Genomic DNA, 14,656 nt, shown 5'->3' with positions numbered 1-14,656 from the left:
TTTAAACCGCGCCTGTAAACTGTTGTAAAAACCGAATATCGTTTTGCGAATACAACCGCAAATCATTCACTCTGTACTTTAATTGTGTGATACGCTCCACTCCCATGCCAAAAGCAAAACCTGTGTATTTGTTGCTGTCGATACCAAAGTTTTCCAATACTTTCGGATGTACCATGCCGCTTCCTAAAATTTCCACCCAACCCGTGTGTTTGCAAACGTTACAACCGATTCCGCCGCAAATCAAACAACTGATGTCCATTTCCGCGCTCGGCTCTGTGAATGGAAAATAGCTCGGACGGAAACGCACTTTTACGTCTTTGCCGAACATTTCCTGTACAAAGAAATACAGCGTTTGTTTCAAATCGGCGAAGCTCACATTTTCATCAACGTATAAACCTTCGACCTGATGAAAGAAACAATGCGCTCTTGCACTAATCGTTTCATTACGATAAACTCTTCCGGGACAAATCACACGGATGGGCGGTTTCTGCGTTTCCATGATGCGCGCCTGCACGCTGCTTGTATGTGTGCGCAACAACCACGATGGATTTTGATTAATATAAAATGTATCCTGCATATCGCGCGCAGGATGGTCTTCAGGCAAATTCATCGCGCCGAAGTTGTGCCAGTCGTCTTCAATATCCGGACCTTCGGCAACAGCAAAACCAAGCCGTTTAAAGATAGAAACAATGCGGTTACGCGTTACGCTCAAAGGATGCCGCGTACCGACTGTAATTGCATCGGCAGGCAATGAAAAATCAATTTGTTCGCCTTGGGTTTCGGCACTTGCAAACTGTTCTTTCAGCGATTCATATTTTGCTTCGGCAAATTGCTTGAACTCGTTCAGCAATTGCCCGGCTTGTTTTTTCTGTTCATTCGGCACGTTTTTCATTTCGCCCATCACAGATTTTACAAGCCCTTTTGTGCCGAGATATTTTATACGGAAGTTTTCCACTTCGTCGGCATTTGTCGCAGACGAAGCGGAAATTTCTTCTTTGTATTGATTAAGTTTTTTTAATAAATCTTCCATGTTTAATAGTGTGTAATGTTTAATGTGTAGTGTGTAATTATTAAACGTTACACATTACATATTACTCGTTAAACAGTCATCATTTCTTTTTCTTTTGCCTCAAGATGTTTATCTACTAAGACAATAAATTTATCGGTAATTTCCTGAACCGATTTTTCGCCGCCTTTTGCCACGTCTTCGCTCAGTCCGTCTTTCTGTAATTTCTTTATTTGTTCAATGCCGTCGCGGCGAATGTTACGAATGCTCACTTTTGCGGTTTCGCCTTCTGCCAATGCTTTTTTGAACAATTCCTTGCGGCGTTCTTCGGTAAGCGGCGGTTGAAACAGACGGATTTGCACGCCGTCGTTTTGCGGCGTAATACCGATGTTTGCCATCATAATCGCGCGTTCAATCGCGGCTAACATATTTTTTTCCCAAGGTTGAATAGTAATGGTGCGTGCATCCATCACGCTTACGTTTGCCACTTGCGGAATGGGTGTAGGATTGCCGTAATATTCCACCGTAATGCCGTCCAGCATAGACGGATTTGCCTTGCCGGCACGTATGCGCGTGAGTTCAACTTCGAGATGTGAAATTGCTTTTTTCATTCCCGATTCGGCATCTTTCAATATATCGTCAATTTGTTCAGGCATATCATTCTGTTTTAAAAGATGTGCGAAATTAGCTTAAAAAAATAAGGACGAAAAACGAATTTTATTAAAAGAATGTTTAACGGGAAATTTAGTTGCAACGCTACATCGAGCAGGAAAAAGAAAAATAATATGCTGTTTCTCAAAAATTAAAATAATTTTACTTTGAAGAAGAACAATTGAGATGGCAACGGCAAAACCCATAATTACCGCCGCGTTCGGTTATGAAACGCTCGAAGAAACGCTTGACATAAAACAAAAAAGTGCCCGGCTCGCTATCGGCATTCCCAAAGAAATCGCTTTTCAGGAAGAGCGCATTGCGCTGATACCCGAAGCCGTGAGCGTTTTGGTCAACAACGGTCATCAGGTAATGATTGAATCAAAAGCCGGCGAAGGCAGCAAGTTCAGCGATAAAGATTTTAGTGAAGCGGGCGCCATTATTTCTTATGATGCCGAAGAAATTTATAAGCAACCTATCATTATTAAAAGTGCACCGATAACCGTTGCAGATGTGCCGAAATTGCAACGCAATCAAATCATCGTTTCTCCGCTCAACCATACTTTGCTGAAAAAAGAAATTCTGGAAGAACTGGCGAAGAAAAAAATTACCGCTCTTGGTTTTGAATTGCTGAAAGACGACAGCGGCACATTTCCCATTGTACGCAGCATGAGCGAGATTGCGGGCAGCGCATCAATGTTGTTGGCTGGACAATTTCTGGCATCTTCCAACGGCGGGAAAGGCGTATTGCTCGGCGGCATCAGCGGGATACCACCAACAAAAGTGATCATCATAGGCGCGGGCGTTGTGGGCGAATTTGCCACACGTTCGGCGTTGGCAATGGGCGCATCGGTAAAGGTTTTTGACAATAACGTGTATCGGTTAAAACGCTTGCAAAACAATCTCGGATTTCGCGTGTGGACGAGTGTGATTGAGCCTAAAATTTTAGCCAAGCAACTAAAAACCTGCGAAGTTGCCGTAGGCGCATTGAGCAGCGCAAAAGGTCGCGTGCCTATTGTTGCCACGGAACATATGGTGTCGCACATGCGGCAGGGCAGCGTAATTATTGATGTGAGCATTGACCGCGGCGGTGTTTTTGAAACGAGCGAAATTACTTCACACGAACATCCAACGTTTATTAAGCATGGCGTGATTCATTATTGTGTGCCGAACATTGCGAGCGGCTTTGCGCGCACGGCGAGCCACGCAATAAGCAATGTGCTGATGCCTTTGTTGTTGAAGGTTGCGGACAACGGCGGATTGGATGCGATGCTTTGGCATAACTTTAATTTGCGGGAAGGAATTTATATGTACAAAGGCTGTGTAACCAATATTCATTTGAGCGAACGCTTTGATATAAAATATACCGATTTGAACCTGCTGCTGGCAACAAGCAGAAGATAATTTGTTAAACAATTCTTCCGAAGAAATTAATTCTCTTGGTTCATCGGATTAATTCTTTATTTTGCATTGTTATCGTTCGGGCAAAATCCATGATTAAAAAAATCTTCATTATTGTTTTTGGCGTAGCCACATTTTTCTGCGCGCGCGCGCAGACGGACAGCGCTTTGTGGCAAAAAGATTTTGGCAAAGTGAAAACAACAATGCTTAGCCAGCCCGGACAAAATGCAACTTTGTACAGCCAGTTAAGTGTACAATTAGATTCGCTTGCGATTAAAAATCCCGGCAATGCCGAAGCGTGGTATTTTCTCGGCTCGGCAATAGATAAATTTAATACGTCAAGCGGCGAAGAAATTCCTTCATCGTCTTTATCGTTGGCAGAGAAATCTTCGGCATGTTTCAGCAATGCACTCGATTTAAGCAACGGCAAATACGAAGGTCAGACCTTGCTTTTCGACCCTCATACAAAAATCCTTTCGGTTTGGGGAGCGCAGGCATTTCGCTATATTGATGAGGGCAAAAAAGATTCTGCAATCTGGTGTTTGTTGCAAGCTAATGAAACCGGTGGCATTAATCAGACTGTAAAAAATTATTTCAAGCAGGTGCTGGACGAATGCTCCGACAGTTCTTATCTGTTTACCAATGGCGATTTATATTTTTATTACCTCGCATACTTGCAGTTGGTGGAGCATTATCGTGCTGATGTTCATTGTGTAAGCCTGAACTTTCTCAACACGCAATGGTATCCGCAAATGCTTAATGCATCAGGGTTTCTGCCGCTTGGCATATCAAATGATTCTTTGGCAAAAATCCAAAATATCGAATGGAAAGCGCAGGATGTTGTATTGCAAAACAAAGACACCGCTTTGCATGGCGATAGCTTAATTTCTTGGAATTTAAAATCGACCAACGGTAATTATATTTTGCGTTCCGATTTGATTTTGAAATTATTTGTTCAACAAAATGCTTTCCGTAAAAACATATTTTTCGCAGCCGATGTGCCGGAAAATATGCGCCTGTTTTTAAGCACAAGAAACTATGCGGAATTAAGAGGACTAACGTTAAAAATTGTACCGCGGAAAAATTTGACTTCGCTTTCTTTTTTAGAAAACCGGTTAGCAGAATTGAATGAATTGACCGCCGATGATTCTGCATTTACCTGCAACAAAGACAATATACAAGTGTTGAACAATTACCGCTTTGCCTACACCGCTGCGGCAGACCTTGCCATGCTGCGCAATGAAGCCGATGCTGCGCAAAATATTCTTGCTTTTGAAGAAAAAAAATATCCTGAAACATTACTTCCTTTCTATGCCGATGCTACCAAAAAATGGTTCAACGGCTTCAGACAAAAGATTTTGGATACGGCGTTAAATAAATAATGATTTTGCCACAAAAAATAAGCCCCGAAATTCTTTTAGAAAATTCGGGGCTTTGTGCATCTTTTATCCAAAATCAAAATCTGTACGTAGCATTGAAGGACAGCATTCTTGTAGGTCCGGCTAATAACCAAGAAGTATAAGTGTAATATTTTTTGTTAGCAATATTATCTATTTTGGCAGTAAGCCTGAACTTAGTAGCGTCATAGAAAATGCTTGCGCCGAAAGTTGTGTAGCCGTTTAAAATAATGGTGTTGGTATTGTTGGTAAAGCTGCTGCTTTGTCCGTTACCACCTGCACCTGCGCCGAAGCCTTTTAGCGAGCCGGAAGTGATGCCGTAATTTACCCAAATATTGCCTGCATGGTGCGGAGCGCCTTCCACCCGGTTTCCGTCGAGGCTTACCGGAGCTTTATTGATGATGGTGGTAAATTCGGTATAGCGAATATTGTTGTAGCCATAGCCCATAGCAATGTTCAAGCCCGGAACAGGATTTGCCAATACATCCACATCTATACCGCGGCTTCTTTGTTTGTTGTTTTGCTCATAATACGTGGTGTTGGGCACCTGCATCGGCATATTTTTGACTTTGATATCATAGTAGCTGACCGTGCCTGTAAGGCGATGATGAAATGCATCGAATTTAACGCCGGCTTCCCATTGATTGGCATACGCGGGTTTCAGCAAATTGCCCGACGAATCTAAGTTGCTGTTGTTTCTGTAACCATTGTTGTAGTTGCCGTACACAGAAAGCGCATCTTTGACTATTTCGTAAGAAATACCCAGCTTTGGAGAGTAAGACGTTTGTTTGTAATCGTTGCTTACATCCACATATCTGTTGGCACGCAGACTTGCCATTAACAGCAACCTGTCAGTAATATTGAGAACTTCGGAAACGTATGCGCCGTAGCTGTTGGCGATACTTCTGGTTGCGTTATAATTTATGTTTGCACCAATGCTGTCCACCTTTGCTTTCTTCATTAATTTTTGGGTCTCATTTGCCGTAGCCGGAATTTTATCATACACAACCGTGCCTCTTGCCTGACCTACATTTGTTCTGAAATAATCTACGCCTGCCAATAACCTGTTGCGCATATTTCCTATTTTGAAATCGCCAATAAAGTTTTGCTGAAACTGTTGTGTATATAATTGGCTGTAAGGTATTTCCAAAACATTTCTTGTAATGACTGCCGTGTCTGCGGCAGATGCTTTGTTGGCTACGAGATTGATATAATGTGTCTCGTTGTTGCTTCTTGCTACTGCATAATTGGTTTGCGACTTCCATTGGTCAGATAATTTATAATCTGCCTTTCCTGTAACCGTCCATGTTTGTTGCTTGCTGTTAAAGTCGGGAGTTACATAAGAATTATTCGGGTCTAATCCTAAGTCTTTGAAATTGCCGGTGTATGTACTTGTTTCGGTAGTTCCGCCGGGAGGCGCGCCGAATCCGAAGAGAATAACGGGGCGCACGCTCTTGTAGTAATAAGCATCGAAATGCAACGTCAGTCTGTCATTGGCTTTTATCAATAAAGACGGCGCAAAGCCTACATTGTTTTGCGCAAGCTGTTGGAATGTGTTTCTGCTGTCATACATTCCATTGACGCGCAGCAAAGCTGTTTTATCATCATTCAACGGCGTGTTATAATCCACGGTTGTTCTTGACAATTCGTAGCTGCCCGTAGTGTAGGAAACTTCGCCGCGTTTTACTTCCAAAGGTTGTTTCGTAATCAGGTTGTACACACCGCCGTAAGAAGCGCTTTCGTTGCCGCCGAATAAAGTGGCGGAAGGCCCTTTGATGGCTTCAATTCTTTCCACATCGAACATATCCGTCAGTGATACATATCCTGCGGAAACTCCGTTGCGATACATAACAGAACCGCTGGCGAACCCTCTGGACATAAATGTAAGCGATGAACCGCCGCTGCCGCCGACGATAGATAAATTGCTCACGCCCGGAATATTGAGCAATGCCTGTTCGGTAGTTGTAACCAATTGATTTTGGAGCACTTCTCTCGGAACAACTGCATAATTCTGCGGATTTTCAATATAAGACATCGGCATTCTTGCAACCTGCTCGCTGTTTTTATCAATATGACGGAAAGAGCTCGAAACAATAACGTCTTTCAATTCTGCGTCTTTTTCCGATAATGTAATTGTGCTTGCAGAAATCTGCGGAGCGTCAAGATTGACAGTTACCGATTGCGTTTGTATGCCTAACGATTTTATTGTAATTGTATATTGACCGTAAGGAACATTTCTGAACTGAAAATAGCCTGCGTCGTCGCTTTTGGTTTGCTTGCCAGAAGGCTCTAATATCAGAATAACATTTTCTTCCGGCTGGTTGTCGGCATTCAGCACTTTCCCGTTGATGATGCCGGTGTGTTTACTTTGCGCCTGCAAACTTTGTATAGCAAGCGTGAAGACCACAAACAGGAATAAACAGACTTTCGTTGATACACTTCTTTTCATTGCAAATGGATATTTATTAACAAATTATTTTCGAGCGCAAAGGTGTGGCGAGGTGCTGAACTGATGTTTACGAAATCGGGAAAATCAGTTTCATCAATGCAAAAAATTCCGTATTTCGTAAATGGTTCTATTATTTGTCGCTGACATTTGCAGAGATGCCGTAATTAAAAATGATTACGGTTTTATTGTTTTATATATCGAATGAAACAAAAGAAAAAATCTTTTCTCAACAGGCTGAATGCATGGCTTCATTTGTGGACGGGCATTGTTACGGGTATTATTTTAGTGGCTGTTTGCCTTTCGGGAACGCTTGTTGTGTATGGCGATGAAGTCATTGATTGGTCGGCGGGCAAAGCAAAATACGTTACCGAAGTGAAGAATAGTCGCATTTCTGTCGAGCAAATGATAAAAAACATAAAGCGTGAACTGCCCAACTGCAAAGTATCGGAAGTGCTTGTATATAAAGACCCGAAACGCTCCGTGCGGTTTCGCAGCTTCAGCAAGGAGCAGGGGCTTTCCATGATTTATGTGGACCCCTATTCGGGAAAAATTTTAAAAAACGATGCAACAGGCAATTTCTTTTTTACAATGGCGCATATTCATGCGGCTTTTCTGTGGCAGGGTCCAGGCGAATGGATTGTGGATATAGCTACTATTATTTTTTTAATAGAAATTATTACAGGCATTATACTTTGGTTTCCCGTTAAATGGAACAAGCACAATATTGATGCAAGTTTTAAAATCAAATGGCGCGCAAAATTTAAACGCGTAAATTACGACCTGCACAATGTGCTGGGTTTTTATTCATCCGTATTGGCAATTATATTGACCGTAACAGGCTTGCTGATTGCATTTAATTCCGTATCGCAAAAAACAATTCAGTTATTCGGCGGCGACTGGAATCCGCGTTGGCAGCAAAAGGTTTTGCCCCAATCAGATACTTTAAAACACTCAATTCCGTTGGCTGCTGTTATAGATGAGCAATTAAATAAAACGCCCGATGCGCGCGTGGCGCAGGTATGGATTTATCAATTGCCGACAACCGGCTATTACATGATTACAACCGCCAAAAACATAGGATTAAAAAGCGCCGAAAATGCGCACATCAGCTTCGTGGACAGATATACGGGAAAAGCATTGCCCGTACCGCCGAAAAACTTAAAAGGCGAATATATCGAAAACAACATTTGGCAACTGCACATGGGAACATGGATGGGACAAGCCGGAAAATTGTTTACATTTTTGTGCGGACTTATATGCACCTCCTTGCCGATAACAGGCTTCATTATATGGCTGGGCAAAGGCAGGAAAAAGAAGAAAAGAAAACAGCCCGTTATGATTACTGCCGTGTAAAAAATATATGGGTCTTTTTTGTCGTAGAAACTGTGTGCAAAATAAATCGAAGTTCTAAATAAATTGTTGCAATAATTATTTCAACATCTAAAATAATCTGCTAATTTCGCCTCGAAATCTATGAATTCGGGCATGATTTTTTCTTATCCGGTACAAATAAATTTCATTACCTTTCCCAATAAATAATCTTTAAAAGCAGGAAGTACGATAAATGGGACTTTTTAATTTTTTTACGCAGGAAATAGCGATGGATTTAGGCACCGCTAATACCCTCATCATTCACGACGAAGAAATAGTTGTAAATGAGCCGTCCATTGTGGCGCTCAACAGAAATAATCCTAAAGAAGTTTTAGCAGTGGGTAAACGTGCATTACTGATGCACGAAAAAACACACGAAAGCATCCGCACCGTTCGCCCGTTGAAAGACGGTGTAATTGCCGACTTCAATGCTGCCGAGCTGATGATACGCGAGATGATAAAAATGATTTATCCCAAGAAACCATTATTCGCACCCAGCTGGCGCATGATGATTTGTATTCCGTCCAGCATTACCGAAGTAGAAAAGCGTGCTGTGCGCGATAGTGCAGAACAAGCGGGAGCAAAAGAAGTTTATCTTGTACACGAACCGATGGCTGCTGCAATCGGTATCGGTATTGATGTAGAGGAACCTGTGGGCAACATGATTATTGATATTGGCGGCGGAACTACGGGTATTACCGTGATTGCACTTGCGGGCATTGTGTGCGACCAAAGCATACGTATTGCCGGAGATGAATTTACGGCAGATATCATGGAAGCATTGCGCCGTTATCATTCTTTATTGATAGGCGAGCGCACGGCAGAGCAGATTAAAATTCAGCTTGGTGCAGCTATGAAAGATTTGGATAATCCGCCGGATGATTTACCTGTGAATGGTCGCGACTTGGTTACGGGCATTCCTAAGCAAATTATGGTAAGCTATCAGGAGGTGGCAGAAGCATTGGACAAAAGTATTTTCAAAATAGAAGAAGCAATTTTAAAGGCATTGGAAACCACACCGCCCGAACTGGCTGCCGATATTTATCGTCGTGGATTGTATTTGACAGGCGGTGGCGCATTGCTTAGAGGGCTGGATAAAAGACTGAGCCAAAAAATAAAACTGCCGGTTCACATTGCCGATGACCCGCTGAAAAGCGTAGTACGTGGTACGGGAATTGCCCTGAAGCATTATCAGCGTTTTCCATTTATCATGCGATAAGGATGCAAGCCGAAAGTCAATGTTTATCAGGTTTTCGGCTTGTTGTTTTATATTTATGTCGATTCTGAATTTGTGTAAGATAATTTTCCTGTGAAGAATATTTTTTTGTTCATAAGGCGGTTTTTTAATTTTTTTCTGTTCCTGTTTTTACAGGTTCTGTGCATTTCATTTTTGCGAAAATACAACCGGTCTTATGAGGCGGCATACTCCAATGTAGCACATTCTTTCACAGGGGTTATTGACGAAAAATACAACAACGTTCAGTATTATTTTGATTTAAAGAAAACCAACAATGCGCTTGCTGCGGAAAATGCAAAACTGAAAACGGCGTTAAATCAATTGCTGCACAACGGAGATTCGCTAAATAGCAATAAGCTGTACACAATGATAGATTCGCTGAACAAAGATTCTCTGGGCAGTGTACGCAAGTATGAATATTATGAAGCCAAAGTTGTGAACAATTCCGTAAGCAATGAGAATAATTATATTACAATTGAGAAAGGCGCAAACCAAGGTATAAAAAAAGATTTGACTGTTACAAGCCCTACCGGAATCGTAGGACGCGTGGTTTCGGTAAGTCCTAATTACAGCATTGTGATGAGCCTGTTGAATCACAATAGCCACGTTACGGTAAAGCTAAAGAGAACCGGTTTTAATGAAGGCTTTGTAGAGTGGGACGGCAAAGAAGCAAATGTGCTTGTGTTGAATAATGTTCCTAAAAGCGTTGATGTAAAAAAAGGCGATTCCGTAGTAACCAGTAATATCTCTGATTTTCCCGAAAACCTGATGATTGGCAGAGTGCAGGAAATCAAAGCAAATCCTTCGACAAAATATTACAATATTAAAATAGCAACATCGGCGAACTTTTATTCGCTGCAATATGTGTATGTAATCAAAAATAATTTTGTAAACGAACAAAAAACATTGGAAAGCGCACAGCCTAAATAGTTATGAGTGTATTGTTGAAAAACATATTCCGGTTTATCTTTTTTATACTGATACAAGTATTTGTGTTGGACAAAGTACCGTTGATTCATCAGTACATAAAACCTTCCTTATCTTTTTTATTTATTCTCTGGTTGCCGTTCAGTTTGTCGCGTGCAAGCCTTATGATAATTGCATTTTTGTTTGGTCTTGCATTGGATTATTTTGGCGGTACACCGGGTTTGCATTCTGCTCCCTGCGTACTGATTGCATATTTGCGTCCGCTTATTTTGAATCTTATTTTACCGCAGGAAAAAACAGAAGTAAGCTATATTGACCCTAACGCGAGAAGCATAGGTATTGCTCCGTATGCCGTTTATGTGATTGTGCTTACGGTGGTTTATCATATATATCTTACGTTCATTGAGTGGATGCAATTTGGCAATTTTCTTTTCTTCATCGGCAAAGTGCTGGCATCTTCTTTATTAAGCATACTGCTGATTTTTGTTACCGAAATTTTATTTTTCCGTAAAGCAAAGTTCAAGACCAACGCGGCATAGCACATTATTGTTTTTTTAAAAAATAATCTTTGCGAAATGAACTGCAATGAATTGCCATGTTGCAGCTTTGATTATTTTTGTAATACTATTAAAAGCGCTTCTTTAACTTCATCGCATGGCTATTCAAAACAACAATCAGGTACGCAGCAGAATTATATTGGGCATTTTCGCCGTTATCTTCGCCGTTATTCTTGTGCAGTTGCTTAACCTGCAATTGTTCTCGTCCAAATATCGCATTCAGGCAGAGAATAATGCTATTCTCCGGAAAGTAGTTTACCCCGACAGGGGAATTATTTACGACAGGAAAGGACGTGCTATTTTGGATAATGTGATAAATTATGATTTAATCGTAACGCCTGCAGAAGCGCGCAAAGGTGTAGATACATCGGCTCTTTGCAATATTCTTGGAATTGATACTGCGGAATACCATAAAAGAATAATTACTGCGATTATCAAAAACAGCAGCTTTAAGTCAAGCACTTTTGAGCCGTTGCTTACACCGGAGCTGTATGCGCAACTGAACGAAAATATGTATAAGTTTCCGGGCTTTGCGTTGCAAGAGCGACCTGTGCGTACATATCCTTATCATGCGGGCGCCAATTTTCTCGGGCGGGAAGGCGAAGTCTCTTCCAAATTTTTAAAAGACAATCCCGATGCAGGTTATCAACCCGGCGATAATATCGGCATTACGGGTTTGGAAAAATCGTACGAAAAAGTATTGATGGGACAGCGCGGGGTACAACGGTTTCTGCGCGACAACCGCGCACGCATACAAGGTCCTTATGCCAACGGCGATTTCGATACCACAGCCGTTGCCGGACGAAATTTATATACCAGTATCGACATTAAAGTGCAGGCTTTGGGCGAAAAAATGTTTCAGGGAAAATTGGGTGCTGCGGTTGCTATCAACCCGAAAACCGGAGGCATCATTGCCATGGTGACGGCGCCGAGTTTTGACCCCAATGATTTGTCGCCGAGCGAATACAGGAAGCACATAGGATTTTTGGTAACCGATACCAGCCAGCCAATGTACAACCGCGCCGTGAGTGGGGGCTACCCGCCCGGCTCAACTTATAAACCGATAGGCGCACTCATAGCATTGGATGAGGGATTGATTACGCCGAAAACAGAATATGATTGCAGCAGACCTTATTCCTGCGGCGGAAAATTGGTACATAACGACGAAAACGGCAGCGAACATGAAACGCTGAAACCCGCTATTGCACATTCTTACAACTCCTATTTTTGTCATATCTTCAAACTTACGCTGGACAACCCCGCATATAACTCTCCGAGAAAAGGCTATGCTGTATGGCAAAATTATATGCACAGTTTTGGTTTTGGCAGAGCCTTGGGTGTTGATATTCCCGGGGAAAAACAAGGCAATATTCCGGACACGATGGTATATAATGAAGCCTATGGTTCTCGTTGGGTCGCCTGTAATTTAATCACAATGGGCATTGGTCAGGACAAGATGTTGCTGACGCCTTTACAATCTGCCAACGAAGCGTGCATCATTGCCAATAAAGGTTGGTATTACACGCCGCATTTTGTGGACAGTATAGAAAATCAAACCGAAGATGATACGGTTTACCTGGCGAAGTATCATGTGAAACACCAGCCATTGCATATCAGCGACGAAGATTACCGCTCGGTACAGGAAGGTATGGAAGATGTAACAGAAATAGGGACGGCGCACAACATAACAATTCCGGGTGTAAGATATGCTGCAAAAACAGGGACGGCGCAAGTTCCGAAGCTCAAAAACCTTGCGGTGTTCATTGCTTATGCGCCTGTTGATAATCCTAAAATTGCAATGGCTGTGTATGTGGAAAATGCAGGTTACGGTGCTACTTGGGCAGGTCCTATTGCTGCGCATATGATGGAACTATACCTGAACGATACGCTTACAAGTGAAACCCAAGCTGATGTAGAAAGGCTTTCCAAAGCCGACTTATTTCCATCGCAGATTTATGAATGGCGCAGAAGAAAAGATTCTTTCAAAGCCGTTCGCTTGCGCGAAGAAGCAAGGCGTATAGATTCTATTGCTTTAGCACGTAAGGAAGACAGTCTGAAAATGGCGCTGGCAAATAAAAATAAAAAAGCTCCCGCAAAAGATTCAGAGCATTCGTCGCCCGCAATTTTATCGGACAAGGCAAAAATATCTTCCCAATCAAAATCCGTAAAAACAAATAAATGAAGCAACAGGAACAACTTGCAAAAGGCGTGGATTGGATAGTCGTATTGTTGTATGCGATACTCGTTTGCACGGGTATATTGTGCATTTTCATGGTGGAATATAATCCTGATATAAACTGGGCAGCATCGTTTCTTTCAGGGAAAACCGAGTATAGTAAGCAGTTTATTTTTGCGGGTGTGTGTGTTGTATTGGCGATTTTTATTTTACTTAGTGACAGCAAATTATACACGGCATTCGCCAATCTTTCTTATCTCTTCGGCATATTGCTGATGTTTGCCACATTTGCCGTCGGGAAAAATATCAATGGTTCAAGAAGCTGGATTCCGCTTGGCGGAGGTTTTAATCTACAACCCGCGCAACTTTGTATTATTTTTACTTCATTGGCTTTGGCAAAATATCTGTCCATGCAGGACTTGGATTTTTCCAAAGTGCGCTCACGTATGATTGCCATTGGCATTTCGCTGTTTCCCGCCATGCTTTCCGTTCTCCAAAATGAAACTGGATTGGCAATTGTGTATTTTTGTTTTTTCATTGTAATGTTCCGCGAAGGATTGCCAGGATGGATTTTATTGGTAGGATTTTCTTTCGGCGTTTTAGTGGTTGCAACTTTGATAATGGAGCCGAATACATTGGCAATTATTTTAACTGTAATCGCAATTGTTACAGTTTATGTGCTGCGAAAAAAAATCAAAAGAAACAAAGGCTTACTTGCCTTGGTTATCGGAATATGGTTCGTGTGTGTGGGAGTTCAGCGCTTTGCGGTTCCGTATATTTTTAATAATGTTTTTCAGTGCTATCAATCAACGCGTATTTATGCAATGGTTGGAAAAAATTACGATTGCAGCCAAAACAAGCATAGTATCGAACGGGAAGAAAATAATAAATCATACGCAAAGCCTGATGATTATAATGTACGTCAAAGTAAGATTGCGATTGGTTCCGGCGGATTGCTTGGACGCGGATTTTTAAAAGGAACACAAACGCGCGGCAAATATGTACCGGAACAGCAAACCGATTTTGTGTTTACATCTTTAGGCGAAGCATTTGGCTTTGTGGGATGCGCCGTTTTTTTGCTGTTGTATTTGTTTCTCTTGTTTCGCATTGTAAGAATGGCGGAGCGGCAGCGGAGTGTTTTCTCACGTGTATATGCGTATTGTGTTGCAAGTATTTTGTTGATGCACATTACTATCAATGTGTGTATGACTGTCGGATTATTTCCCGTAGTCGGCATTCCGTTGCCGTTGATAAGTTACGGTGGTTCGTCGATGGTTACATTTACCATTTTGATTTTTATTCTCGTGCGCCTGGATGCCGACAGGCAAATGATTTTACGGTAATTAAACAAACCACATAGACACATAGAATTTAATTGTAGAAGTAAGAATTGAAACTTGTTTGATATTTAAATAAAAGCCAATCATAGTAGTTTCATCGAAGATGAAACGCTGGTGTGCAACTTTATTATTCGCTTCGTTCAT

Annotated in this window: 11 protein-coding genes; 8 read left to right on the top strand and 3 right to left on the bottom strand. The window is 41.8% G+C overall.

What is annotated here, in order from left to right; all coding sequences use genetic code 11:
• Position 1: 1 nt before the first annotated feature.
• On the bottom strand, positions 2-1,030 hold the full coding sequence (gene pheS / locus A9P82_RS11835) for a phenylalanine--tRNA ligase subunit alpha (protein ID WP_066208071.1): 1,029 nt from the start codon (positions 1,028-1,030) through the stop codon (positions 2-4).
• Between the two features lie 68 nt (positions 1,031-1,098).
• On the bottom strand, positions 1,099-1,662 hold the full coding sequence (gene frr, locus A9P82_RS11830; RefSeq protein ID WP_066208068.1) for a ribosome recycling factor: 564 nt from the start codon (positions 1,660-1,662) through the stop codon (positions 1,099-1,101).
• Positions 1,663-1,843: 181 nt separating this feature from the next.
• On the opposite strand from frr, the gene A9P82_RS11825 reads away from it, so the two are divergent.
• Both A9P82_RS11825 and A9P82_RS11820 read left to right on the top strand, forming a co-directional pair.
• The gene (locus tag A9P82_RS11825; RefSeq protein WP_066208066.1) at positions 1,844-3,061 is read left to right on the top strand and encodes an alanine dehydrogenase; all 1,218 of its coding nucleotides are present in this window, start codon (positions 1,844-1,846) and stop codon (positions 3,059-3,061) included.
• A gap of 89 nt (positions 3,062-3,150) precedes the next feature.
• Positions 3,151-4,440, top strand: coding sequence for a hypothetical protein (locus A9P82_RS11820; RefSeq protein ID WP_066208063.1), 1,290 nt, complete (start codon positions 3,151-3,153; stop codon positions 4,438-4,440).
• A 73-nt stretch (positions 4,441-4,513) separates the two neighbouring features.
• On the opposite strand, the gene A9P82_RS11815 is transcribed toward A9P82_RS11820, so the two are convergent.
• A complete protein-coding gene (locus A9P82_RS11815; protein WP_066208061.1) occupies positions 4,514-6,904 on the bottom strand; it encodes a TonB-dependent receptor in 2,391 nt (796 codons plus the stop codon).
• Between the two features lie 201 nt (positions 6,905-7,105).
• Between A9P82_RS11815 and A9P82_RS11810 the strand changes: the two genes are divergently transcribed.
• The 6 genes from A9P82_RS11810 to rodA all read left to right on the top strand — a co-directional run bounded on the left by A9P82_RS11810 (position 7,106) and on the right by rodA (position 14,515).
• A complete protein-coding gene (locus A9P82_RS11810; RefSeq protein WP_066208059.1) occupies positions 7,106-8,257 on the top strand; it encodes a PepSY-associated TM helix domain-containing protein in 1,152 nt (383 codons plus the stop codon).
• 211 nt (positions 8,258-8,468) lie between these two features.
• Positions 8,469-9,494, top strand: coding sequence for a rod shape-determining protein (locus tag A9P82_RS11805; protein WP_066208058.1), 1,026 nt, complete (start codon positions 8,469-8,471; stop codon positions 9,492-9,494).
• A gap of 90 nt (positions 9,495-9,584) precedes the next feature.
• A complete protein-coding gene (mreC, locus tag A9P82_RS11800; RefSeq protein ID WP_066208054.1) occupies positions 9,585-10,442 on the top strand; it encodes a rod shape-determining protein MreC in 858 nt (285 codons plus the stop codon).
• Positions 10,443-10,444: 2 nt separating this feature from the next.
• Positions 10,445-10,978 (top strand): rod shape-determining protein MreD, encoded by a 534-nt coding sequence (locus A9P82_RS11795; protein ID WP_066208052.1) that lies wholly within the window; start codon positions 10,445-10,447, stop codon positions 10,976-10,978.
• 115 nt (positions 10,979-11,093) lie between these two features.
• Entirely contained in the window at positions 11,094-13,178 is a 2,085-nt protein-coding gene (locus A9P82_RS11790; RefSeq protein ID WP_066208051.1) for a peptidoglycan D,D-transpeptidase FtsI family protein, read from the top strand.
• Positions 13,175-14,515, top strand: coding sequence for a rod shape-determining protein RodA (gene rodA, locus A9P82_RS11785; protein WP_066208049.1), 1,341 nt, complete (start codon positions 13,175-13,177; stop codon positions 14,513-14,515). The genes A9P82_RS11790 and rodA overlap by 4 nt, the downstream gene beginning before the upstream one ends.
• Positions 14,516-14,656: the final 141 nt, after the last annotated feature.

Source organism: Arachidicoccus sp. BS20 (assembly GCF_001659705.1).
In the GTDB taxonomy this organism is placed as follows: domain Bacteria; phylum Bacteroidota; class Bacteroidia; order Chitinophagales; family Chitinophagaceae; genus Arachidicoccus.
This window is presented reverse-complemented; position numbering and strand designations above follow the sequence as displayed.